This is a genomic window from Acidobacteriota bacterium, assembly GCA_016196035.1.
GTDB lineage: Bacteria > Acidobacteriota > Blastocatellia > RBC074 > RBC074 > JACPYM01.
The window spans coordinates 17337-43375 of sequence record JACPYM010000012.1; the positions used below are offsets into that span (position 1 = coordinate 17337).

12 protein-coding genes are annotated in these 26039 nt (G+C 60.0%); 5 read left to right on the top strand and 7 right to left on the bottom strand.

The window, feature by feature from the left end; genetic code table 11:
- Nucleotides 1-104 precede the first annotated feature (104 nt).
- The 3 genes from HY011_04790 to HY011_04800 all read right to left on the bottom strand — a co-directional run bounded on the left by HY011_04790 (nt 105) and on the right by HY011_04800 (nt 5455).
- Entirely contained in the window at nt 105-2534 is a 2430-nt protein-coding gene (locus HY011_04790; GenBank protein ID MBI3422232.1) for an RNA-binding transcriptional accessory protein, read from the bottom strand.
- A gap of 70 nt (nt 2535-2604) precedes the next feature.
- The gene (locus tag HY011_04795; GenBank protein MBI3422233.1) at nt 2605-3183 is read right to left on the bottom strand and encodes an NUDIX hydrolase; all 579 of its coding nucleotides are present in this window, start codon (nt 3181-3183) and stop codon (nt 2605-2607) included.
- A 214-nt stretch (nt 3184-3397) separates the two neighbouring features.
- Nucleotides 3398-5455, bottom strand: coding sequence for a S9 family peptidase (locus tag HY011_04800; GenBank protein ID MBI3422234.1), 2058 nt, complete (start codon nt 5453-5455; stop codon nt 3398-3400).
- Nucleotides 5456-5648: 193 nt separating this feature from the next.
- On the opposite strand from HY011_04800, the gene HY011_04805 reads away from it, so the two are divergent.
- The 5 genes from HY011_04805 to HY011_04825 all read left to right on the top strand — a co-directional run bounded on the left by HY011_04805 (nt 5649) and on the right by HY011_04825 (nt 21774).
- The gene (locus tag HY011_04805) at nt 5649-5834 is read left to right on the top strand and encodes a hypothetical protein (GenBank protein MBI3422235.1); all 186 of its coding nucleotides are present in this window, start codon (nt 5649-5651) and stop codon (nt 5832-5834) included.
- Nucleotides 5835-5960: 126 nt separating this feature from the next.
- Nucleotides 5961-7394: a DEAD/DEAH box helicase gene (locus HY011_04810; GenBank protein MBI3422236.1), complete on the top strand. Its 1434-nt coding sequence runs from the start codon at nt 5961-5963 to the stop codon at nt 7392-7394.
- 346 nt (nt 7395-7740) lie between these two features.
- Nucleotides 7741-13698 (top strand): VCBS repeat-containing protein, encoded by a 5958-nt coding sequence (locus tag HY011_04815; protein ID MBI3422237.1) that lies wholly within the window; start codon nt 7741-7743, stop codon nt 13696-13698.
- A 504-nt stretch (nt 13699-14202) separates the two neighbouring features.
- Entirely contained in the window at nt 14203-15417 is a 1215-nt protein-coding gene (locus HY011_04820) for a DUF790 family protein (protein ID MBI3422238.1), read from the top strand.
- Between the two features lie 678 nt (nt 15418-16095).
- Nucleotides 16096-21774 (top strand): VCBS repeat-containing protein, encoded by a 5679-nt coding sequence (locus HY011_04825; GenBank protein ID MBI3422239.1) that lies wholly within the window; start codon nt 16096-16098, stop codon nt 21772-21774.
- 113 nt (nt 21775-21887) lie between these two features.
- Here the strand turns inward: HY011_04825 and HY011_04830 are convergent, their stop codons facing one another.
- The 4 genes from HY011_04830 to HY011_04845 all read right to left on the bottom strand — a co-directional run bounded on the left by HY011_04830 (nt 21888) and on the right by HY011_04845 (nt 26000).
- On the bottom strand, nt 21888-23642 hold the full coding sequence (locus HY011_04830; protein MBI3422240.1) for a PQQ-binding-like beta-propeller repeat protein: 1755 nt from the start codon (nt 23640-23642) through the stop codon (nt 21888-21890).
- 81 nt (nt 23643-23723) lie between these two features.
- A complete protein-coding gene (locus HY011_04835; GenBank protein MBI3422241.1) occupies nt 23724-24224 on the bottom strand; it encodes a DinB family protein in 501 nt (166 codons plus the stop codon).
- 29 nt (nt 24225-24253) lie between these two features.
- On the bottom strand, nt 24254-24583 hold the full coding sequence (locus HY011_04840; protein MBI3422242.1) for a hypothetical protein: 330 nt from the start codon (nt 24581-24583) through the stop codon (nt 24254-24256).
- Between the two features lie 169 nt (nt 24584-24752).
- Nucleotides 24753-26000 (bottom strand): beta-lactamase family protein, encoded by a 1248-nt coding sequence (locus HY011_04845; GenBank protein ID MBI3422243.1) that lies wholly within the window; start codon nt 25998-26000, stop codon nt 24753-24755.
- Between the last annotated feature and the right edge of the window lie 39 nt (nt 26001-26039).

Genomic DNA, 26039 nt, shown 5'->3' on the forward strand with positions numbered 1-26039 from the left:
GGGAGGGCGTTGTCAACGCGGGGTTGCCGCTTGTAGTTCCGCCTACAGGCGGCGCATTTGCCAATCAAGCTGACCGCCTGAAGGCGGAACTACAAACGTAATTCCTACGACTTTTTCCAGTTCGCCAATTGATCGGCAAAGGGATTGTTAAACGCTTTCGGCTTGCGTTCGTCACGTTGCCGGTTGTCGCGCGGGTCATTGCGACGATTGTCTTGCGGCGGGCGGCGGTCATTGCCGCGATTGTCGCCACGCGGACGACGCTCGCCACCAACGGCGGCCGCCTGTTCACGCGGTTGGGAGCGCACGACCTCGGCGTTGCTTTTCATCGTCAACGCAATCTGGTTTTTATCCAGATTGATTTCCAGCACACGCACACTGACGCGGTCGCCAGGGTTGACGACATCGCGCGGGTCTTTGACAAAACGATCCGACAGTTGCGAGATATGGACGAGGCCATCCTGATGCACGCCGATGTCCACGAACGCGCCGAAGTTCGTCACATTGGTCACGATGCCGGGGCAAACCATGCCGGGTTGCAGATCGCTGACCGCGTGTATGTCTTCGCGGAAGGTGAAGGCCTGGAACTCTTCGCGCGGGTCGCGGCCCGGTTTCGAGAGTTCGGCGACGATGTCGGCAAAGGTGAATTCGCCGACTTCGGCTTTGAGCGCCTCGTCCTGTTTGACCAGCGCGACGCCGGGGCCGGTCAAATCGGCGACCGTCTTGCCCAGCCGCGCGGCCAACGCTTCCAGTTGCGGGTAACGTTCGGGGTGGACGCCGGTGTTGTCGAGCGGATGTTCAGCACTAGCGATGCGCAGAAAGCCAGCGGCCTGTTCAAAGGTCTTCTTGCTGAAACGCGGGATGTCGAGCAGTTGCTGGCGCGAGGTGAACAGGCCAATGGCGCTGCGCTGTTCGACGATCTTTTTCGCCAGCGAAGGGCCAATGCCGGCAACATGTTCGAGCAGGTGATACGAAGCCGTATTCAGGTTGACGCCCACCGAGTTGACGCAGGAATCCACCACGAAATCGAGGCCTTTTTTCAACGCCGGTTGCGACACGTCGTGCTGGTACTGGCCGACGCCGATGCTTTTCGGATCGGTTTTGACCAGCTCGGCCAGCGGGTCTTGCAAGCGACGCGCAATCGAAATCGCGCCGCGCACGGTCAAATCTAAATCGGGAAACTCTTCGCGCGCGGTTTCGCTGGCGCTGTAAATGCTCGCGCCCGATTCGTTGACCATCACGACGGGAATGTTGCCATGTCCCGCTTCTTTCAATGCCTCGCGCACGAACAGTTCCGTCTCGCGTCCGGCGGTGCCGTTGCCGACCGCGATGGCGCGCACGTGGCCGTTCTTGACCGTCTCTTCCAGCAGCTTTTTGGCTTTGCTCTTGTCGCCCTCGCCTTGCAGATGCATCACGGTCGAGGTGATGTATTTGCCCGCGTCATCCACCAACGCCAACTTGCAGCCGGTGCGAATGCCGGGGTCAACGCCGAGCACGGCTTTGGAACCGAAGGGCGCAGCCAGCAGCAGCTTGCGCACGTTTTCGGCGAAGACCTTGATCGCGGCTTCGTCGGCGACTTCTTTCAAGGCGCGATGCACTTCGGTCTCGATGCTGGGCACGACGTAAGCCTTCATCGCCATGCGCGCCGCTTTGAGTAACAAGTCTTTGATGGCCTGCTCTGCCGCCTCATTCGACACGGCTGCGCTTTCGTAGCGTGCCAGCAAACCGGCTTCATAATTCGGATCAATCTCCTGCGCGCCTTCCTGTGTCGTGCTGGGGATGAGTCCCGCGCCCAGGTTGAGCGTCAATTCCTCCTCCATCCAGCCGCGCCGCATCGCCAGATAGCGGTGCGAGTTTTCGGGTTTGAGCAACGGCTGAATCGGCTCGCAGTAATCGAAATACTTTTCGTACTTGCTGTGCTGTTTCGCCTTGTCGCTCTTGCCCGTGCGGGCATGCGCTTTCTCGAAGACATACTTGCGCGTGAATTCGCGCAGTTCCTGCGTTTCGGATAAGCGTTCGATCAGGATGTCCTGCGCACCCTGAATGGCCGCGGCGGCATCCGTGATCTTGGCTTCTTCGTTGTAAAAGGCGAGCGCGTACACATCGAGCAATTGCCCCGGCTCGGCAATGGCGGCGCCGTGGCCCACATTCCAAACCCAATCGGCCAGCGGTTCCAGCCCGGCTTCTTTCGCAACCGTCGCTTTGGTTTTGCGTTTCTGTTTGTAGGGCAGATAGAGGTCTTCGAGCGAATCGAGGTTGAAGGTGGCGAGAATCTTGTTCTTCAATTCGTCAGTCAGTTTGCCCTGCCGCTCGATCTCTTCGACGATGAAGGTCTGGCGTTTGATGATCTCGTCCCAACGCTCTTTGGCGTCAATCACCCGTTGAATGGCGACTTCGTCGAGATTGCCCGTTTGCTCTTTGCGGTAACGGGCGATGAAGGGAACGGTGCCGCCCTCTGTGGTCAGCTTGAGCACGGCATCGGCGGAGGCGAGAGAAATTGCGGCGTGTAAGTCTTGGAACCAGGTTTCAAAAGTCATGTAAGGTTACTTCGGGTTAGGTGGTTGGTACAGTACCGCGCGCGTGAGCAAGCGGAACCGTCAGTGTTAATCATTGAATAAGGGATGACGATCCCGCTTGCTGACGCGCGCGGTACTGCATGGTCTTGCGCACCATGCGCAAAACCGATTCTTCGGTCGTCAGTGTTTCGATCTCATCCAACGCCACCCAAGCCAATTCGCGCGATTCGCGGCTGACGGTCAGCGGCGCGTGGCGGTCGGCCTGAAAGGCGTAGCGGATGTCGTAGTGAAAATGTTCCGGCTCGTGCGGACGAGCCGGGATGGCGTGGATGTCTACGTCAAAGATGTAAGACACGAGCAATTGCAAATCCTGTAAGCCGGATTCTTCGCGCGCCTCGCGCCAGGCGGCGGCCAGCATGTCGGGATCGTTATCCACGTGCCCGCCGAGTTGCACCCAGAGATTCAACTTGCGGTGATGCGTCAGCAAGGTGTGCGTCAGGTCGTAATCAACGACCCAAGCCGAACCGGTCAGATGGCCGACCTGCAAGGCGCGGGCGGCACAATTTTCGTAGGTCTGCACAAACTGGATCAGTGCGTCGCACATGGCGTGTTCGCGGGCGTCAAAGGATTGATGCGCTTGTAAGTGCTGTATGAGATTGCGGCGATTCATGCGTGCTTGAATTTCTTTGGTGCTTTGCGGCGTCACCCTATCACAACGGCGCGCTATGCCTCAAACGCCGGCCATCGCCTCAGCCAGAGTAGCGCAACCCGCCGGGGTTGCGCCGTTTCATCGTCCGCACCACGGTTGATGTTGAACACCGTGATGGCAATGATGAAACGGCGCAACCCCGGCGGGTTGCGCTACTCTGGCGGAAGCTGTCGGTCTACTTCACGATCCCGAACTGGCCCAACAAAAACGCATAATCAAACGCCGTATCCTTCAGCCGGTCGTAACGCCCCGACGCGCCGCCGTGCCCGCCCGGCTCCAGCTTGATCTTGAACAACAGCAGATTGTTGTCTGTCTTCAACGTGCGCAAGCGCGCCACATACTTCGCCGGCTCCCAATACATCACCTGGCTGTCATTCAGCGAAGTGCGCACCAGCATCGTGGGGTAATTCTTGGCCGCCAGGTTTTCATACGGCGAATAACCGCGCATGTAATCGTAGGCCGCCTTCTCGTTCGGATTGCCCCATTCCAAATACTCGCCCACCGTCAGCGGTAAGGAAGCGTCGAGCATCGTGTTCATCACGTCCACAAAGGGCACATAAGACAGCACGACCTTGAACAAGTCGGGCCGCATGTTCGTGACCGCACCCATCAACAAACCGCCCGCGCTGCCGCCGGTGATCGCCAGCCGGTCGGAGGCGGTGTATTTCTCATTCACCAGATGTTCGGCGCAAGCGATGAAGTCGGTGAAGGTGTTGAGCTTCTTCATCAGCTTGCCGTCGTCGTGCCATTGCTTGCCCATCTCGCCGCCGCCGCGAATGTGCGCTTGCGCGTAAATTACACCGCGCTTGAGCAGGCTCAGCCGGTTCGACGAAAAGTCCACGTCGTTTGAGATGCCATACGAACCGTAGCCTTCCAGCAAGAGCGGTGCTTTGCCCGTCCGGCGCATGCCTTTTTTGTAAACAATCGAAATCGGCACTTTGGTTCCGTCGCTGGCCGTCGCCCAGAGGCGTTCGGATTTGTATTCCGCCGCGTTGTAGCCGCCCAGCACCGGCTGTTGTTTGAGCAGTTTGCGCTCTTTGGTGTTGACGTCATAGTCGTAGAGCGAGCGTGGTGTGATCAATGACTCATAGCCGAGGCGATATTTGGTCGCCTTGAATTCAGCGTTTTGCGCCGGATACGCCTGATAAACCGGTTCGGGGAATTTGATGTAATGGAACTTGCCCGATTTCAGATCGGTGATACGCAATTGTGGAATGCCTTGCTGGCGTTCCACAGCGACGAAATGCGTGGCAAAGCAATCCACGTCTTCCAACATCACATCGGCGCGGTGCGGGATGATTTCTTTCCAGTTCTCTTTGGCGGGGTCGCTGACCGGCACGCTGACGAGGCGAAAGTTTTTGCCCTGGTCGTTGGTGCGGATGTAAAACTGCTCGCCGATGTGATCGAGGTAATACTCGTGCTCGCCGCTGCGGGCCAGCATCAGCTTCAATTCCTCTTGCGGATGGTCGGCGGAAAGATAGCGGATTTCGCTGGTGGTCGAACTGGCGATGGACAATACGATATAACCGGCGCTGCGCGTTTTGCCGACATAGATGCGGTACAACTCGTCTTTCTCTTCGTAAAGCAACGCGGCGTCTTTGCTCTTGTACGCTTGCCGGAAAAACTTGTGCGAACGTTTTGTCGTGGCGTCTTCCTGCGTGTAAAAGAGCGTCTTGTTGTCATTGGCCCATTCCACGCTCACGACACGTTCGGCAAGGTTGCGCGTGACGCGGCCTGTGCGCAGGTCTTTGACGTGCAGCGTGTATTGGCGGAAGCCGGTTTCGTCGGTCGTATACGCCAACAGGTTGCCGTCCTCGCTGATTTCGTAAGCGCCAACGCTGAAAAAGTCTTTGCCTTTCGCCAGCTTGTTTTCGTCAAGCGTGATCTCTTCTTTGCCGCGCACCGAGCCGGGCTTGCGGCAATAAATCGGATACTGCTGCCCTTTGATCGTGCGCGTGTAATAGACGAAGTTACCTTTTTTGTAAGGCACCTCCACGTCCGTCTCTTTGATGCGCGCGAGCATTTCTTTATACAGCGCATCGCGGAAGCCCTTGCTCGATTGCGTCATCGCATCGGTGTAGGCGGTTTCTTGCTTCAGATACTCGATGACTTCCGGGTTCTCCTTTTCACGTAACCAGAAGTAATCGTCCACGGTCGTGTGGCCGTGAATCTGCGTTGTTTTCGGCACCCGTTTGGCGACGGGCGGTTTGGGTGGTGCTTCTTGTGCTTGCATAGTCGTTGTGAATAAACCGAGCGCGAGCAAGGCGCTCAGCCATTGGTTGAATCCTTTCATCTTTGCCTCCGTTGGATTGCGAGCAAGAGAGATCAACGGCAGGCGGCACGATACGCGGTGAGGCTGGCTTGGGGCAAGCGCACGACGAAACACAGATGTTGAGCCTATCAGGTCTTTATGACATCATCCGGCCATGAAAGAGATCACCATCAATGAAATGCAAGTTGAAGTGGCGGCCTGGCTTCGGCAAACACTGCTGGATGAAGAAATCGTCATCACAGAACACGGGCAGCCGTTTGCGACTCTGATTCCGCTCCAAGCCAAACGCCAGGGGAACCCGCTGCCCAACCGCGAGGCTTGGATTCAAAGCCTGCGCTGAGCGCAGACTCCACCGAATACATCTCGGAGATGCGCGAAGACAGGGTTTAATGAAACATCGCGTAGTTAAGCCAATGAAGCATGCTCTACTTTGACACTGCCTGTCTCGCCGAGTGCCATCAGCACAATGTCCGACTTCATCCTCCAATTCGACTCCGGCACGCTCTTGCTCGAAGGCGCGGAACAAAACACGCCTGTCCCCGCCGCTTTCAAATGGCCCGCTGCCTTCAAGTGGGACGACCGCGTCCGGCGTTGGCGCGCACCAGCCATTGCTTATCGCGACATCGTGACCGAACTGGTGCGCAGCAAGACGCCGCATCAAGACCAGGCGCGCCGCTATCTGGAATTCCAATTCCGCCCGGCGGACAATGCCATCCAGGCCGAACCGCGCCCTTACCAAACCGAATCCGTCGCGGCCTGGCAAAAAAGCGGCAAGCGCGGCGTCATTATTCTGCCGACGGGCGCGGGCAAGACCTTTGTCGCGCAGATGGCGATTGATTTGGTCGGGCGGCAGACGCTGGTAGTGGTGCCGACGCTCGATTTGATGAATCAGTGGTACGACGTGCTCACCGCCACCTTCAAAGCGGAGATCGGCTTGATCGGCGGCGGCTATTTTGAAATCGGCGCAATCACCGTGACGACGTATGCGTCGGCCTTTCGGTTTATGGAACGACTGGGCAATCAGTTCGGCTTGCTGATCTGCGACGAATGCCATCACCTGCCGGGCGCGGGTTATCGCTACATCGCGGAGCTATCCATCGCGCCTTATCGCCTGGGGTTGACCGCGACGCCCGAACGTGCCGATGGTGGCGAGGCGTTGATGGAAGAGTTGCTGGGGCCGATCATCTATCGCAAAGAAGCCCAGCATCTGGCGGGCGAATACCTGGCTGATTACAGCGTGGTGCGCTTGAGCGTAGACCTGACGCCTGAAGAGCATTCGCTGTATCAACAGGAACGCACGATCTTCCGCAAATTTATGGCGAGTCTGGGCAGCGCACCCGGTTTGGATGGCTGGCAAAATTTCGTCATCGCCAGCGCGCGCAGCGAAGCTGGACGGCGCGCGATGCAAGCCTATCGCACTTCCAAACGCATCGCGCTCGGCACCGAAGCGAAACTGGATACCTTGGCAAAGCTGCTGCAACGCCATCGCCGCGAGCGGGTGCTGATCTTCACGGCGGAAAACGAGATGGTCTATCGCATCTCGCACCAGTTCCTAATCCCCGCCATCACGCACGAAACGCCGATCAAAGAGCGCGGCACCTGGCTGGCGGCCTTCAACCAGGGCCGCATCCTGGCGCTGGCGACTTCAAAGGTGCTCAACGAAGGCGTCAACATCCCCGAAGCGGCGATTGCCATCGTCTTGTCAGGCTCCGGTTCCTCGCGCGAACACGTCCAACGCCTGGGCCGCATCCTGCGCAAACAGGAAGGCAAAGAGGCGATCCTGTACGAAGTCGTCACCACCGGCACGGCGGAAGAGCGCATCAGCGAACGCCGCACCAACGTGAACCAATTCAAGGAAGCGCGTGGCGGCCAGGCCGAGGAAGATGGGCTTTTTGAATGAGCACAATACCTACACGCCCACAGCCAGTCAGCGAAACGACCGCTTAGCGGCGCTTGGCAACGCACGCCAAGCGCCGCTTTCCACGCATAACAACGACTTCAAACTTACCCGAATCGCGCCCACACAAAAATGCTGCCTTGGCCATTGCCAAAGTTCACGGTGCTGAGTCAAGATGGCGTCAGCATCCTATCTTAAAGCCGTCACGGCTTTTCAAAACCATATTCACATTCGGAATTGACTGACAAAACCCACAGACGTTCTAGCAACTTATAATTAGCTCAACAAGCATTCCATCGCTCTAACCGCAATTGTGCGTATCGGGTGAGTTGAATCGGGAGACCTCACGGTGAACAATAACAACAACTTCAATGAGTCAGCCGGGCAACCGGAACACAAGAAAATTACCGCCACGCGCATCTTGTTGCTCGTGGTTTGTCTGGCAGTCGTCGGCGTCGCGGGCATTACGTTGCAAACCCGCCGTTCGAAAAACCAACCAACTGTTGAACAACCCAGCGGGCGGCGTTTTGCGGGCAAGGCTGAAAATTCAGTTCCCTTCGTGCCTGCAACCCGGCAATCCAAAGACGCCCAATATCTGTCAAAGTCGCAAATCAACGCGGATGGCACCATCACTGGGGCAAAGATTGTCATGGATGAGGGCATCCAGCGCACTGTCAGGGAAATTATGCGAGATCAGGCCTCCGCTCCCCGGCGGCCTGAACGTGTTATGCCGGAACACGAGATTGAGCGCGGGGTAAAAGCTGAGCGCCCGGGCGCGCCTGCAACTTCGCAGTGGCCCGTGCCGAAAGCAGGCGATCAGCCGCAAGTTCAACCCCAGGCGCCGCAAACAACCGGCCTGTCATTTGACGGCGCGACGCTGAGCGATACCGGCGCTTTTCCGCCCGATTCGATGGGCGCGGTGGGGCCTACGCAATACTTTACTTTTGTGAATGGCCGGTTGCGCACCTTCAGCAAAACCGGCACGGCGGATGGCGTCATCAACGCCGACCCGGATGTCTTTTTCGCTTCGGTGATGACGCCGGTCACGCCGCCGGTCGTGCTCAACTTCACCAGCGACCCCAATGTCCGTTACGACCGTTTCACCAGCCGCTGGTTTCTGACCATCATTGACGTGCCCTGTACCAATGCCACCTGCACGACGACGGCGGCCAATCGCGTGCTGATCGCCGTCAGCGATGCGGCCAGCAACGGCACAATCAGCGCCGGTACGGTCTGGACATTCTTTCAATTCGTCGGTGATCCGGGGACGAACTTCCTGGATTACCCCTCGCTGGGCGTGGATGTGAATGCGCTGTATATCGGCGGCAATATGTTCAGCAGCGCCGGGGCGTTCGTGGGGTGTAACGGCTATGTCGTGCAGAAGTCTTCCATTCTCGGTGGAGGCCCCGGTGTGGCGACTGCTTTTGCGAATATAGCGGCGGGCGCGGGCGCCGGGCCTGAGTCGCCACGCGGCGTGGATAATTTCGATTCAACCGCGACGGAAGGCTACATCGTCGGCCCTGACAATGCCAGTTTCAGCACGATCACGTTCCGCCGGGTAAGTAATCCGGGGAGCGCCACTCCGACGATCTCCGCGAATATCTTCGTGACTGTGCCGACGACAACCAGTCCCAATACCGTGGAGCATTTAGGGAATACCGGTGGCGCCAACGGCAACCTGGACACCATTGATGACCGTTTCTTTCAGGCGATGATTCGCAACGGGCGATTGTGGTCGGCGCACAACTTCCGGGTCAGTTCCGCCGGTGTCGCCAGCACTGTAGCAGCAGCAGCGCGCAATGGGGTGCGCTGGTACGAATTCCAGGGCCTGACCTCTACGCCAACGCTGGTGCAATCCGGCACGGTCTTCGACAACGCCGCCACACGCGCGGCAGCGCGGCAATACACCATCCCTTCAGTGACGGTCAGCGGCCAGGGACACGCCGTGCTGGGCTTCACGATGGCCGGTTCACCCGTGGGCGCGACCCCGGCTTACGTCGGCAGGCTGGCCAGCGACACGCTGGGGACAATGGCTGGGCCACCCACGATTGCGGCTGTGGCGTTTGGGACGACGACTGCGAATTACAACCCCGCCAGCGATCCGGGCGGAGCCAGCGGACGGCGTTGGGGCGATTATTCGCACACCAGTCTTGATCCGAAGGATGACATGACCATCTGGACGATTCAGGAGTACAACCAGGCGTCAAATTCCTACGCCGTGCGGGTCGGGAAGCTATTGGCCCCGCCGCCCGCCACGCTTAGCACGCTCGCACCGTCATCCGTCAGCGCCGGGCAGGCCTCCGTCAATGTCACCATCACGGGTACGTCAACCGCCGGCTCAGGCTTTTATGATCCGGGTGCAAACCTGCCCGCGCCAGCCCTGCCCTTCACGCACATTGCGGCAGCGGTCACGGGCGGCGTCACGGTCAACAGCGTGACCTACACCGACCCAACGCACATCACGCTCAACCTTTCGACCGTGGGCGCATCAGCAGGCGCGCAGAACGTAACGGTGACCAATCCCGACGGACAGAGCACAGTAGGTAACGGTATCCTCACCGTCACCGGCGGCAACACCGCGCCTTCGATTACGCCAGTCGCCGTGAACCGGCAACAAGGCTCGCCGAGTTCGAATTCGACCATCGCCACGGTGAGCGATACCGAAACGGCTGCGGGTTCCCTGACGGTCAACGTCAATGGCAGCGCCTCGGCTACGGTCAACAATATCACCGTCTCCAATCTGGTCAACAACAGCGGTACGATCACCGCCAATGTCGTGGCGGCGTGCAATGCCACGCTGGGCACGACCAATTTCACTATCAACGTTTCTGACGGCAGCCTGACGACGCCCGGCACACTCATGGTCACAGTGAGCGCCAACACCGCGCCCACGTTGACCTATAACAATCAAGCCGTGCTGTTTGGCAACGCGCTCACGGTCAATCCCGCCAGCGGGCCCAGTGACAACGGCAGCGTCGCTTCGATTGTGTTGCAAAGCGTCACGCCCTCCACTGCGCCCGGCACCATCACGGTCAATAACACGACAGGCGCCGTAAGCGTGCCGAATAACGTGCCGATAGGCGGCTACACGGTGACGATTCGCGCGACTGACAATTGCAATGCGCCGACCGATGCGCCGTTCACGCTCACGGTCAACAACAATCTGCCGACGATCACGGCGGGCGGCCCGCTGGCGCGCCAGCAAGGCAGCGCAGGTACGGTGTCCACGGTGGCCACCGTCGGCGATACCGAAACAGCGGCAGGCAGTTTGACCGTCACGGCCACGACTGTTCCGGCTGGACTGACGGTGACGGGCATCACCAACACCAGCGGCACGATCACGGCGAATGTCGCGGCGGCGTGCAATGCGGCGCTGGGCACTAACACCGTCGTGCTGACGGTGACCGATGGCAATGGCGGCACGGCGACAGCCAATCTCACGGTGAATGTCACGGCCAACACCGCACCTGTCCTGACGTACAGCGCGCAAGCCGTCGCCGCAGGTGGTGCGTTGAACATCAGCCCGGCGACGGGGCCGAGCGATAACGGTGCGGTCAGCACGATCACGGTGCAAAGCCAGGGTGCCTACACCGGCACGATCTCGGTCAACAATTCAACCGGCGTCGTCTCGCTCAGTAATGCCAAACCGGGCGGCGTGCATACCATCACGATTCGCGCGACGGACAATTGCAACACGACGACCGATGCGACCTTCACGCTGACCGTCAACTGTCCGACGATTAGTCTCAGCCCGGCCAGCTTGCCGAATGGCACGGTGGGCATCGGCTATAACCAGACCATTACGGCGAGCGGCGGGACCGCGCCCTATTCGTTCAGCATCAGCGCAGGCGTGCTTCCGACCGGCTTGACGCTGTCCTCGGCAGGTGTGTTGAGTGGCACGCCGAGTGTGGCGAATCCTTTCAACTTCACGGTGTTGGCGACCGATGCGAATGGCTGCACGGGGACACTGGCGTATGCGGTGACGATCAATCCGGCGAACATCCTGCCGACGATCAATGCGGTGGCGGTAAGCCGCCAGCAAGGTAGCCCTGTTTCCAATTCGACTATCGCCAACGTCAACGATCCCGATCAGGCGTTGAATACGCTGGCTGTCACGGTCAACAGCGGGGCCAGTGCGACGGTCAATGGCGTGACTGTGAATGGCCTCAGCGTCAATGCGGCGGGCGTAGTCACCGCCAACGTGATGGCGGCCTGCGGGGCGACCAACGCCAGCTTCACGCTGACGGTCACGGATGCGGCCTCGGCGACCACCACGGCAACGTTGACGGTCACGGTGACGGCCAACACCGCGCCCACGCTGAGTTACGCCAATCAAGCGCTCGCGGCAGGCAGTGCGTTGAACATCAGCCCCGCCAGCGGGCCGAGCGACAACGGCTCCGTCAGCACGATCACGGTGCTGAATCAGGGCACCTACACGGGCACGATCTCGGTCAACAATGGCACCGGCGTCGTTTCCCTGAGCAATGCCGCGCCGGTTGGGGTGCATACCATCACCATCCGCGCCACCGATAATTGCGGCGCAACGACCGATGCGCCGTTCACGCTCACCGTCAACAACAACTTGCCGACGATTACGGCGGCGGCTCCGCTCGCACGCCAGCAAGGCGGCGCGGGTATCGTGTCCACGGTGGCCACCGTCAGCGATACCGAAACGCCCGCAGGCAGTTTGACCGTCACGGCCACAACCGTTCCGGCGGGCCTGACCGTGACGGGCATCACCAACACCAGCGGCACGATCACCGCCAATGTCGCGGCGAGTTGCGCGGCTACGCTGGGCGCGAACACGGTCGTCCTGACCGTGACCGATGGCAACGGCGGCACGACGACGGCCAACCTCACGGTGAATGTCACGGCCAACACCGCGCCCGTGCTGACCTACAGCGCGCAAGCCGTCGCGGCGGGTGGTGCATTGAACATCAGCCCCGCCAGCGGGCCGAGCGATAACGGTTCGGTCAGCACGATTACGGTGCAAAGCCAGGGCGCCTACACCGGCACGATCTCGGTCAACAACAGTACCGGCATCGTTTCCATCAGCAATGCGAAGCCCGATGGCACACACACCATCACGATTCGCGCCACTGACAATTGCGGTGCGACAACCGACGCCACTCTCACACTCACCGTCGTGTGCCCGACGATCAGTTTGAGTCCGACTACGCTGCCCAACGGCGCAGTGGGAATGAGTTACAACCAGACGCTGACGGCGAGCGGCGGGACTGCGCCCTATTCGTTCAGCACCATTGCGGGCGTGCTGCCAACCGGGCTGAGCCTGTCGGCGGGCGGCGTGCTGAGCGGCACACCGAGTGCGGCCAATACCTTCAGCTTCACGGTGCGGGCCACGGATGCAAATGGTTGTACGGGCAGCCGGGCCTATACGGTGACCATGCGCCGCCGCCAGGTTTGGGCGGATTTCGATGGCGATGGGCGCAGCGATCTGAGCGTCTGGCGACCTTCGACCGGCAACTGGCAATGGCTGAATTCATCTACCAATAGTTTGCAAACCCAGCAATGGGGCGCGGGCTATGCGCCGTACAACGATGTGATCGTGCCGGGCGATTATGACGGCGATGGCAAAATTGACCAGGCCATCTGGCGTGGGGCCGACAGCATCTGGTACATCCGCAAGAGCAGCGATGGCGGCTTCATCCTGGATTTGTGGGGTACGAGCAATGCGCCGTATTTCGACATCCCGGTGCCGGGCGATTACGACGGCGACGGCAAGACCGACCTCGCGGTCTGGCGGCGCGATGGCACCTGGTTCGTCAAACGCAGTTCGGACGGCTCTTTCCTGATCCAAGCGCACGGCCAGAACGGCGACATCCCGGTGCCGGCGGATTACGATGGCGATGGCAAGACCGACTTGGCGGTTTTCCGGCCTGGGGCGATTGCGCCAACGCCGAACTGGATCATCTTGAATAGTTCGACGAACACCATCACCAGCATTCAATGGGGTGCGGGCTATGCGCCATATTTCGACACACCCGTCCCGGCGGATTATGACGGCGATGGTAAGGCTGACCTAGCCATCTGGCGCGGCGCGGATTCGATCTGGTACATCCGGCCCAGCGCCAATCCGGGGAATCCGATCCTGGAACTGTGGGGAGCGAACTACGCGCCATACTTCGATATTCCGACGCCAGGAGATTTCGACGGCGACGGCAAGGCGGACATTGCGGTCTGGCGGCGCGATGGCACTTGGTTCGTCAAACGCAGCACGAATGGCAGCTTCCTCATTCAAGGACTAGGGCAAACAGGTGATGTGCCGGTACCTGGCGCGCCACGGTAAACCCCTCGTCATCCTTAACGCTCAACCCGCGGCAACCTGGGCGCCCACCAGGTTGCCGCCTTTTATTTTAGGACTTACGCAAAAGCCGGAAATTTGCCACAGAGGCACCGAGACACAGAGCAAGAGAGAGAGTTTACCAGTCAGGCAGGCCTTTCCTCTCAGGGCTTTTGCAAAGTCCTCAAAACATCTGCCAAAGACTTTTGACTGACTGCTGACTGCTGATTCCTGATTCCTGCTAAACTGAAAATACCGGCTGATTTTCAATTTGTCAGGAACCAGGAATCAGGAGTCAGCAGTCAGTCAGACCGTTCGAGAGCGCGCGCTGGCGACTTTGCAAACGCCCTGCCTTTCCTCTGTGACTCCGTGCCTCTGTGGCAATGGTTCTGCGTAAGTCCTATATTTTTGGCAGTCACACCCGTTGCCGTGCTGCTCATGGCGCAAAAGCACTTGCCTGCCCCGCCAATCGTCATTTATGGTCAAGTCATTCAGGCAACCGGATGCTCTATGCTGACTGCTGACTTAGCACTTCACATTCAGCGCGGCGACAAGATCAACCCGCGCACGATTGACGCCCAAGACCCGCGCCATTTGCAGACGGCGGCGGATTTGATCTTGCTCGTGCGACAACACGCGGGCCAACGGCGCGCCGCGTTGCAACAGGCGCTGGATGAATACATCGGCGTCGGCACCGATTACAAAGTCTTGCGTGGCCTGATCAAACTATTGCTGGATCGTTGCGAATTCGAGAGCGTCAGCGTGCGCGATGCTGCTGAATTGCGCCACGCCCTGTTTTTCAAAGCCGTCGAACAACACCCCGTTGTCACCGCCGCAGCCCGCCAACAAGTGCTGGCCACTCTCGCCGCCGACCTGGTTTGCGCGCCTGAAGAAGTGGTGCAAGGTCTTTACGCCGACCTTTCCGACAATCAGGTGCTGACGCTGATTGACGAACTCGAGGCGTCACAACTGATTGATCGGTACAACGTCGCCCAAGCGCAAGCGCTGCTCTACCGCTGCTCCGAGATACGCTTATGGATTGCGGCTGAACAGGCGCACCGCACGCGTGAACTGTTTCAGGCGATCAAAGCCTTCCGCCTGATCCACGCGATTCGCGGCAACGCGCGCACCGGTTACGAAGTGCGCTTGAGCGGCCCGGTTTCGCTCTTTCATCGCTCGCAACGCTACGGCATACAAATGTCCGTGTTTCTGCCCGCGCTGCTCTTGCAAGAAGGCTGGCAGATGCGCGCCGAGATCGAGACCAAACGCGGTAAGGCTTACTTTGAACTCGATAGCACCCAACGCAAATTGCGCTCGCATTACTTGCCGGATGAAGCCCGACCAAACGAAGCGTTGCTCGCGAAGCTGGTGCAGGATTGGCCGGCCGTGGGCAGTGAATGGTCATTGACGGTGAACCAAGCCGTGCTCGACTTGGGCGAAACGGCGCTCGTGCCCGATCTGGAATTCAAGCATCCGCAACTCGGCACGGCCTCTCTGGAAATGCTGGGCTATTGGACGCCGCGCCATTTACAAGACAAGCTATTGGTCTTGGCACGCGGCAAGGTGACAAATTACCTCTTGATTGTTGTCGAAGAATTACGCTGTAGCCGCGAAGGCCCGGCTTCCCTGCCGCCGAACGTCATCGTTTGCAAAACGGCGTTGAAAGCGAAGGAGATCGCAAAGGCCTTAGCTGGAATCTCCTCGCCCAGTTCGCTCCCGCAATAGTTTTTAACAGGACTTACGCAGAACCATTGCCACAGAGGCACCGAGTCACAGAGGAAAGGCCTGCCTGACTGGTAAACGCTCGCTCGCTCTGTGTCTCGGTGCCTCTGTGGCAAATTTCCGGCTTTTGCGTAAGTCCTATTCAACTTTTTCTTCCTGTAAATTTTTCGGTGACGATGTAGGGGCAGACCTGGGTGTCTGCCCCGGTCGCTTTTGCGGCCTTTGATGCCGTCTGCTGCCACCGGGGCAGACACCCAGGTCTGCCCCTACATCGTCACCACCGGATTTTTTACAGGAAGAATTTTTTTCTGCCAACGACTGCCGGGTTTGCGCGCCGTTTCCGCATCTTCCTCATGAATCCCGAAATTTCGCTTGGATGAACTGCCAGATCGGCTGGCGCCAGGTCACAGTGTGTCACGCAAGGACGGGCAGTCTGTGCGGTGGAGGTCGGTGTGCCAGGACGGCAGGTTCCCAGGCAAGCTTCATGCTGAGCGTGCGGCTGGTTCAACTACTAAACCCCAAAGGAAAGATGTCATGAGAAAATTAAGACACACCCTTCACCACAGAATCGTGCGCAATTCGCGCAGACGCGCTTTATTGCAATTTGGCCTCTTCGCGACAACCTGTGCGGTAATGTTCGGATGCTTGCTGCCTTGGTTACACGGGCAGGCGGCAAGCAAGTTGCAAGAGAGCGCACCAACGGAACTCTGGCGCAACCTCGAACGCACCGCGTTGCAAGGTCGCAACACACCGGGCCTGCCCAATAATGCCCGCGCGTTGCGTTTGAATACCGCCGCGTTGGCCGACGTGCTCAACCGCGCGCCGCGCGAATTCAAGGAAAAAGCCAGTGAAGTCATTCTGCCGTTGCCGCTGCCGGATGGGTCGTTCGCGCGTTTCCGGCTGGAAGAATCGCCGGTGCTCGTGCCCGAAGTTGCCGCGCAGTATCCCGAAATCAAAAGCTATCGCGGCCAGGCGCTCGACAATCCGGCGTTGACGATGCGTTGCGATTGGTCGCCGCGCGGCTTTCATGCGCTGCTGCTGGGCAGCACGCAATCCGTCACCATTCAACCGGCGCAAGCGAATGACGCGGCCACTTATGTCAGTTACGACAGCACGGTCAGCGAACTTAGCGGCATCTGCGGGGTGACGGCAGACCAGCAAGTCGCGGGCGCGCTCACTTCGCTCAAACAGAATAGCCCGCGCGTCTCGACCGGCAACAACCTGCGCACCTACCGCATTGCCATTGCGACGACACAGGAATATACCAACGACCCGCAACTGGGCGGCGGCACGGTGGCCGGCGCGGTGGCCTCGCTCAACACCTGGATCAATGCCGTCAATGTGCTGTATGAACGCGACCTGGCGGTACGGCTGTTGCTGGTCACCAACAATGCGCTGATCTTTACGGCGGAACCCGACCCTTTCACCAATGGGAATGAAGACGCGATGCTGGACGAGATCGTGAATCCGTTGCGCAACGTCATCGGCGCGGCCAATTACGATCTGGGCCACGTGCTGGGGACAGGTGGTTCGGGGGTGGCGGGCTTCGGCGTGGTTTGCAGCAACACCGGCAACAGCAAGGAACGCGGCGCGAGCCGTATGCAAGGGCCGGTTGGCGGCGGGTTCACCTCGCTGCTCGCGCACGAGATCGGTCACCAATTCGGCGCTTCGCATACGCACAATGCTTTGAATTGCGCTGGCCGTACCGCCGAGACCGCGTTTGAAGCTGGCGGCGGTTTGTCGCTGATGGCCTATCGCGGGAATTGCACCGGCAATGTGCTCGCCATTACGAACGGCGCGGACGTGCTGAATTTTCACGCCAGCAGCATTGTCCAAGTCCAAACCTTTCTGGCGACGACGGCTTGCGCGGCGACGGTGGCAACGGGCAACAATCCACCGGTCGTCAGTGGCGGGCCTGATTACACGATCCCGCGCAACACGCCCTTTACGTTGACGGCCGTTGGCAATGATCCCGACCTCGCCGACGTCGCCAATTTGACCTATGCCTGGCACCAGGTAGATTCGGGCGGCGCGAATTTCGCCAATCCGCCGTATAACGATGCGGGCGATCCGCCCACCACGACGCGCCCGATCTTCCGCCCCTTTGGGCCGACGGCCAGCCCGGCCCGCACCTTTCCGAGCCTGACCTACATTCTGAACAACGCCAACACGCCGCCCGATACGCTTCCCGGTCAGTTCGGCCAGACCTTCCAAACGGCGGAGCAGTTGCCGCGCGTGGCCCGGCAAATCAACTTCCGCGTCGTGTTGCGCGACAACCGCGCGGGCGGCGGCGGGTTGAATGACGACAACGTGACCTTGACGGTGGACGGCGCGTCCGGCCCCTTCCTGGTGACCGCGCCGAACACGGCGGTGACCTGGACAGTAGGTTCGCAGCAAACCGTGACGTGGAGCATCAACAACACCAATGCCGCGCCGATCAATGCGGCCAGCGTGCGCCTCACGCTTTCGGTTGACGGCGGCCAGAGCTTTCCCTTCGTGCTGGCGGCCAGCGTGCCCAACAACGGCACGGCCAATGTCACCGTGCCGAATGGCTTGAACACGACGGCGGCGCGCGTCAAAGTCGAGGCCCTCGGCAACATCTTCTTCGATATTTCGGATGTGAACTTTGCGATCAACGCGGGCGCGGCCTGCCCGAACGTCACGGCCCTCGCGCCGAGCGTCGGCAATCCCGGCACGGTCGTCACGCTGACCGGCGTGGGCCTCACGGGCGTGACGGCGGTGCGTTTCAGCAACAACGTCGCGGCGGCGGCTTTCAATGTCGTCAATGACACGACGCTGACTGCGACCGTACCGGCTGGCGCGGTGACCGGGCCGCTCACGCTGAGCAAAGCCACTTGCCCGGAGGTGACTACGCCCGTCTTCGTCTTTTGCACGAATCCCGCCACCACGTTGCAGGTGGATGATAATGGCTTTGAGGGTGGCGCCGGCGGCACGTATTTCGCCAACCGGCTGACGCCGGCAACGTATCCCGCCTCCTTGCGCAGCATCAGCCTGCAACTGGATGTGCCGGCAGGCACGAACATCACGCTGCTGACGGGCGCGAATCCAAGCGGCAATGCCAACATCAACGATTTGCCGCTGCAACGAACTGCGGTAACAGCGGGGCCGCCAGGGCAATTCCGGGAGTACAACGTGCCCGCGCTCACGCTGGGGTCGGGGGATTTCGTCGTGGGTTGTTTCGTCGAAGGGACGCAGTTCCCCATCGCCTTTGACACCACCACGCCGCAAATGCGTTCTTACAATGGCTTCGGCGGAACCAACTGGAATCAACTCAATGACCGGAACTACCCCATCCGCGCCCAAATCCTGACGGGTTGCGGCAGCGGCGTGACTTGTCCAATGGTGACCGGCCTGACGCCGAACAACGGCTCAGTCGGGACAATGGTGAATATCGCGGGCGCGAATTTTGCCGGCGTGACGGCGGTGCGTTTCAGCAACAACGTCAATGCCGCATTCACTGTCAACGGCGATAGTCAGATCACGGCGACCGTGCCCAACGGCGCAGTGACCGGGCCGCTGACCATCGTGCGCCCCAATTGCCCGGATGCGCAGACGGCGGCCTTCACGGTGAATCCGATCAACTGCGCCACCGTGACGGGCGTCAATCCGCCGCGCGCCGCCGTCGGGGGCACGGTCACCATCACGGGCACCAATCTGACTGGCGTCTCCATCGTGAAATTCACCAACGAGGTCAGCGCGGTGTTCACCGTGGACAGCGACGCGCAAATCACCGCGACCGTCCCGAATGGCGCCACGCCCGGCCCCATCACGTTGAGCAAAACGGGCTGTCCAACTTTGCAAACCGCCGCCATCACGCTCTGCAATACGCCGCTCTCCGCGCAAGTGGACGACGGCACGCAGCAAGGCGCGAGCGGCGCGTTCGGACAGGTTTTCCTGGTCAACCGGCTGACGCCGATGGCTTATCCGGCCACGCTCAACAGCGTCATCATCCGGTTCGATCCTTTCCAGGCAATTCCCACCGGCACCGCGTTCACGCTGCTCGGCGCGGCCAATCCCAACGGCGGGGCGAACATTGACAACCTCGCCTTTCAGCAGGTCAATGCGCAAGTCGGCACGCTGCGCGAATTCGTCACTTACAATCTGACTACGCCCGTCACGATCAACGCGGGCGATTTCGTCGTGGGCTTCAGCATCAACCGTGAGAACAGCTTTCCACTGTTGCGCAACACCAACAATCCGCAAGGGCGCTCTTACTCCTCAAACAACGGAACCAACTTTGCGGTGATCGAGGGCAACGCGAATCTGCTGATTCGCGCGGGCTACACGCTGGGTTGCGGCGCGGGGCCGGTGTGCGCCACCGTCACCAATCTCAACCCGACCACCGGGATGACCGGCGCACAAGTCGTCATCACCGGCACGGGCCTGACCGGCGTGACGGGCGTGCGGTTCAGCAACAACGTGGCCGCGCAATTCACCGCTGACAGCGACACGCAAATTACCGCAACCGTCCCAGCGGGCGCGGTGACCGGGCCGCTGACCATCACCAAACCCGGCTGCGCCGATGTGCAGACGGCAGCTTTCACCGTGACCGCGCCGCCCACTTGCCCGACGATCACCAACCTCACGCCTGCCGAAGGCTTGGTCGCCGCGCAAGTCATGCTGACCGGCACGAATTTCACCGGCGTGACGGGCGTCGCGTTCAGCAACAACGTCGCGGCGCAATTCAATGTCGTCAACGACACGCAAATCACCGCGACCGTACCGGCGGGTGCGGTGACCGGGCCTCTGACGCTCACTAAACCCAATTGCGCCGATACGCTCTCGGCCCCCTTCACCGTGCTGCCACCGGCTGATCCGATGCTCGACATCAACAATGTCGAAGCCCGCGAAGGCAACGGGGCGAACCGCCGCAACGCGCCCCAGACCACCACGCCCGTTACCTTCACGGTCACGTTGGGCGGTGTGCGCGGGTACAACCAAACGATCACGGTGAATTACGCGACCGCCGACAACACCGCGCTGGCGGGGAGCGATTATATCGCCACCTCCGGCACGCTGAACTTTGCGCCGCCATTCACTCAAAACACGGCCACGCGCACCATCACCGTCCTGCTGATAAATGACAACGGGCATGAGGCGAACGAAGATTTCTTTGTCAACCTCAGCGGCGCAGTCAACGCCGTGCTGCACGACGGTCAGGGCGATTGCACCATTCTGGACGACGATTGCGTGGCCTTCGCCTTCGCGCCCAGCGCCTTGCCCAACGCGCTGCCCGGCGTGGCGTATCAGCAACAACTCAGCGTGAGCGGCGGGCAAGCGCCCTATTTCTTCGCGCTCGCAGCCGATTCCACGTTGCCGCCGGGGTTGAATTTGTCGCCGACGGGTCTGCTGGCTGGCACGCCCACGCAAAACGGCGTGTTCAGTTTTGCGGTCGAAGTGGATGACGATTTCGGCTGTTTCGACGATCACCTTTACACGCTGCGGGTGGGCAAGCGCATCACACCGGCGGATTTCGACGGCGACGGCCAGGCCGATCTGGGCGTCTGGCGCGGCAACAACGGCAACTGGCTCACGCTCAATTCGGGCAATGGCCAATTGCAAACCGTCCAATGGGGCGCGGGGGTTGCGCCGTATAACGACGTGATCGTGCCGGGCGATTACGACGGCGATGGCAAGGCCGATCAAGCCATCTGGCGCGGCGCCGATTCGATCTGGTACATCCGCAAATCCTCGGACGGGCAATCGCTCTTGAAACTTTTCGGCAGCAGCAACGCGCCCTATTTCGACGTGCCTGCGCCCGCCGATTATGACGGCGACGGCAAAACGGACATCGCCGTCTGGCGGCCTGCTGACGGGCGGTTTTACGTCTTGAAGAGTTCGGATGGCGGCTTCCTGATCGAGGCTTGGGGCACAGCGGGCGACAAGCCCGTGCCGGGCGATTACGATGGCGATGGTAAAGCCGACTTCGCCGTCTGGCGGCCCGGTGATGGTAACTGGTACATCAAAAAGAGCAGTGGCGGCTTCCAGGTTATTGCCTGGGGTGCCGGGGCTGCGCCATTCCTTGATGTGCCTGTTCCGGCGGATTTCGACGGCGACGGCAAGGCCGATTGCGCGGTCTGGCGCACCTCGAGTTCGACCTGGTACATACGCCCCAGCGCCACGCCGAATGCGCCTGTCGTGACGGCTTGGGGCGCCAGCGGCGCTCCGTTCTTCGACACGCCCGCGCCTGCCGATTTCGACGGTGACGGCAAAGCCGACATCGCCGTCTGGCGGCGCAATAATGCCACCTGGTATGTCCTGCGCAGTTCCAATGGCACGTACCTGATTCAAGCCAATGGACAAAGCGGTGACACGCCCATACCGGGTGCGCCGCGCTAAGCAGGTTAACCGCAGGTCACGGCGGAAATGAAAAGAGCCTGGGATCGAGGCGTGCCTCGATCCCAGGCTCTTTCTTATTCAGCTTGGCGGATAGCCTTAGTCCTCGAACATGGCTATTTCTTCCGGCCCACCGCAAACAAACTCTGCGCCGACCGCACATACATCACACCTTCCGACAACGCCGGGGTCGCCATCAACAAATCGCCCATCGCATTGGTACCGAGGTGCTCATACTTACGGCCCGCCTTGATCACCAACACATCGCCGTCTTCATTGGATAGATACAGCTTGCCATCCGCCGCGACCGGCGAGGCGCTAAAACCGCTGCCCACCAGCGGCAAACGCTGCCGGTAGATTTCTTCGCCCGTCTTGACGTCGTAAGCGTCGAGCAAGCCGTTATTGGCGAGCACGTACAAGATGCCGTCATACACGAGCGGCGTCGGCATATACGACCCGCGCCCGTTGTGGCTCCACACGACTGACTCGCTCGCGGTGTTGCCCTCCGGCAGCGTCAGGTCGCCACGCGCGCCGGCCTTCACGACAAAGATCGGACGTTCGGGCGCGCGGCCACTGGCGATGATGAATTTGTCGTCGGCAAAGAGCGGCGTCGGCGCGGTGATCTTGGAACTGCGTCCCAACCGCCACAATTCCTTGCCGGTGCGGGGATCGTAACCACGCACATAATTCGCCGCGTTCGTCACCAACTCCGGCCCCGCCGCAGTCATCGCCACGGTCGGCGTGCCCCACGAAGGTAGTTCGTCGCGTTCGGTCTTCCACACCTGCTTGCCGGTGTCGGCGTCGAGCGCCAGCAAGAACGAATCGTCCTGCGTGTCGCATTGCAGGATGACGAGGTTATTCCATAAGATCGGCGAACTGGCCGTGCCCCACTCATAGGTCGGAATGTCATACGCGCCCACATTCAAGCGGCCCAGCTCAACCTGCCACAACAGCCGCCCGTTCAGGTCATACGCATATACGCCCTGCGAACCGAACCAGGCGACGACGATGCGCCCATCGGTCGCGGGCGTCGCGCTGGCGTAGGTAGACTTGATGTGGCGCTTTTCGTTGGGCACGCCTTCGTGCGCCACGCGTTCCCACAGAATTTTGCCCGTGTGTTTGTCCAGGGCGTAAAGCGTCCAGCGTTGCGGCGTGCGATCTTGCGAAGCGTCGCCGTCGCCATACAGCCCCGGTTTGAAACTCGCTTTGGGATCGCTGCTGACCGCGCTGGTAACGAAGAGGCGCGCGCCCCAGACGACCGGGCTGGAATGCGCGAGGCCCGGAATTGGCGTGCGCCACAGAACGTTCTCGCCCGTCTTGCCGTCCCACTTGTCCGGCAGGTTTTGCTTTTCGGTCACACCGGACGCCTGTATTCCTCGAAAAGCCGGCCAGTTGGCATTCGCCGCAGACGGTTCAACCGTTTTGGGCGGACGCGCGCTGGCTTTGGTGACGATGCGGCGCGGGGCGATGACTTTGGCTTCCTCGGCGGGCGACCAAACGCTGTCGCCTAGAATCATCCGGCGCGGCACACATTCATCCGCGATGAGATTGAAGATGACGCGCTTGCCCTCGAGCCGCGCTTTATACCGGCCCGCGCCTTCGCAACCCTTGGGCGCTTTGGCGCTGACCAGTTCAAGCCCATCGCCGGTGCGTTTCCAAGTGCCGCTGAAGGCGGGCCAGCCCGTGCCTTCCAGCTTGAACGTGCCGTCGGGGTCGAAGCGTGCGTTAAAGGCGCCGAATTTCAGGGGCGTGTCAGGAAGCTGTACGCCGGGTTGCTGGCGCGCATTTACTGAACCGGAGAGGCTGGCAACCAGGCTTGCCAGCACCAACAGCAACGCCCGCCCAAATTTGCCGGAAAACATTCTTTTCATTTGCGTCACCGCCTTTGCATAAACAGGAACAGCCTACGCTTGCGTCTGCTGTAAAAATAAAGAGCAGCCCACCGCTCGGAGCTAGGCGGCGCGGCGCTCAGCGTAATAAAACAGGATGTCGAAATTGCCCGGCGTATAACCGAGCATCCTAAGCAACAACGCCACCTGCCCACGATGATGGACGCCATGAATGGCCGCGTGGTGCAGCAGTTCACCCAAAGGCATAGCCTGCTTCCCCGTTGGGCCGAGCGTGAATTCAACCACGCGCGTCAGGTCTTCGTCTTTCAACCCGGACAGAAACTCACGCACATAACCTTCTACGCGCCCCCAGGTTTCGCGTAACGTTTCGAGCGTGGGGTAATCGTCGCCTTTGAGCGCCACGCTGCGCGCCGGGCCGCCGCAACGATCCAGCCAGCCCCATTCGGCGCTCAGCACATGCACCAGGGTGTTGCGGATAGAACCATAACTGCCCGCCACAGGCTGTGTGAATTCTTCCGGCGTGAGTTGCGCCAGCACCTGAAAGAGTTTCCGGTTCACCCAATAGCCGTAATCGTAAAGACTGATGAGATCATTGACGATCATCTGCTGCTCCTTCGATGAAGCCTGTGCGGTCAATCAACAATCTTGACTTCGCGCACTTTGCGGTCCTGGTCGAGGCGCACTTGCAAGCCATAATGAATAGGGTCTTTGAAAGGCCACCCCAGGTCAATGTTGTATGAAAGCACGCTGCCGTAATCTTTGTTGGGTGGGCCGAGCAGGCGATGGGCTTCGGCAACGGGTTGGCCGAGCAGAAGTTTACGTTGCACCAGGTCTTCGCACATCCTGCCACGCGCGCGCAGATTGCCTTGCAACCACGCCGCCGAGTCGAACATTTTGTTGTTGCCACACGCGGCCAGCCACCCAACCAATATCAGTGCCAACAACCCCGCAGTTTTCGTCATTACTCGCATCTTGTGTTATACCCCTCAGGCCCAATGGCATTGAATTCAGGTTCAGAGTTCACGCTTCAGCGTGTCTCAGTCGAATGAACACGCTGAAGCGTGAACTCTGAAACTTTGTCGCGCTTAATTCAATGCCCTTGCCCCTCATGCCTGCACTGAACGTGATGACTTACTGTAGGTGCTCATAAATCAAGTGCTCGAACCTCCTCATAACAACCATAGTCGTGGTGTTATAAAACGGCAGCTCTTGCGTCAGGAACACGACGCCGATGCCCCGTTTCGGGTCCACCCAGAAATGCGTATTGAAGATTCCGGCCCAGGTATAGCTGCCAGCACTGCGCTCGTGAGCCGCTTTGCCTTCGGTCATGGTTATCTGGAAGCCCAGGCCAAACTTGTCCTTGCCCGCTCCGAACGGGAACGCAGCCGATTGTTTCGGTATCACCACAGGCATCTCCTCGACCACAAGCGCGCCGATCTGATTGGAGGTCATGAGCCGCACGGTTGCGGGCTTGAGCAAACGGGCGCCGTGCCAGCTTCCCTCATTCAGCAACATGTGCAGAAAGGCGGAGTAGTCCGAAGCAGTCGAGACCAATCCGCCGTCGCCCCGCACGACCGACGTGTATTTGGCAGGATTCGGCGTCTCGACCAGTCCGGTCGCTTCCCGTTGATGGACGGTAACGAGCCGTCTCGCTTTCTCGGCGGGAAGCAAAAAAGACGTGTCAGTCATTTGCAGCGGACGAAAGATGTTTGCCTGAAAGTAGTCTTCGAGCGACTGCCCCGAGAGCTTTTCGACAATGTCACCCAGCGCCGCCGTGCTATGCGAGTATTGCCATTTCGTGCCGGGATCGAACAAGAGCGGCAGATCACGCTGATTCTTACCGGTTTTCTGTTGCAGGCTCAGGATGGTGGGGCTGGTAAACGAATAACTCAGCCCCGATGTGTGCGCGAGCAAGTGCCGGATGGTCATCTCCTGCTTCGCTGGTCGTGTCGTATACGTGGCGTCCTTCTCATTAAATGTGGCGATCACTTCGCGCCCCTTGAGCGCAGGCAGGTAATTGCCCACCGCGTCGTCGAGCCGCAACTTGCCTTGCTCAACCAGCATCATTACCGCAACCGAGGTAACGGGCTTGGTCATGGACGCGATGCGAAACACGGTGTCTTTAGACAGCGGGACATTTTGGGCCACGTCCTGGTTGCCAAAAGCCTTGAGGTACAGCGTCTGATTCTTATTCACGACCGCAGCCACCACGCCGGCGAGTTCTTTCTGGGCGACGGCAGCCTTGAACAATCGGTCAATCGCTTCAGCGCCCTTGGCCTTTAGCGTTGGCAAGCCAGCCGATTGCAATGAGGTGGGTAAAATTGCCGACATCGGAAGCAACAAGGCCGTTATCGCAATCAGCAGCAAACGTTTCGACATAAAACCCCTTTTAGCTTGCTTGAAGCACGCTTGGAACAC

Excerpts from the sequence above, each read along its gene's own strand:
- HY011_04790 (MBI3422232.1), bottom strand. The coding sequence starts at position 2,534 with ATGACTTTTGAAACCTGGTTCCAAGACTTACACGCCGCAATTTCTCTC.
- HY011_04795 (MBI3422233.1), bottom strand. The coding sequence starts at position 3,183 with ATGAATCGCCGCAATCTCATACAGCACTTACAAGCGCATCAATCCTTT.
- HY011_04800 (MBI3422234.1), bottom strand. The coding sequence starts at position 5,455 with ATGCAAGCACAAGAAGCACCACCCAAACCGCCCGTCGCCAAACGGGTG.
- HY011_04805 (MBI3422235.1), top strand. The coding sequence starts at position 5,649 with ATGAAAGAGATCACCATCAATGAAATGCAAGTTGAAGTGGCGGCCTGG.
- HY011_04810 (MBI3422236.1), top strand. The coding sequence starts at position 5,961 with ATGTCCGACTTCATCCTCCAATTCGACTCCGGCACGCTCTTGCTCGAA.
- HY011_04820 (MBI3422238.1), top strand. The coding sequence starts at position 14,203 with ATGCTGACTGCTGACTTAGCACTTCACATTCAGCGCGGCGACAAGATC.
- HY011_04830 (MBI3422240.1), bottom strand. The coding sequence starts at position 23,642 with ATGAAAAGAATGTTTTCCGGCAAATTTGGGCGGGCGTTGCTGTTGGTG.
- HY011_04835 (MBI3422241.1), bottom strand. The coding sequence starts at position 24,224 with ATGATCGTCAATGATCTCATCAGTCTTTACGATTACGGCTATTGGGTG.
- HY011_04840 (MBI3422242.1), bottom strand. The coding sequence starts at position 24,583 with ATGACGAAAACTGCGGGGTTGTTGGCACTGATATTGGTTGGGTGGCTG.
- HY011_04845 (MBI3422243.1), bottom strand. The coding sequence starts at position 26,000 with ATGTCGAAACGTTTGCTGCTGATTGCGATAACGGCCTTGTTGCTTCCG.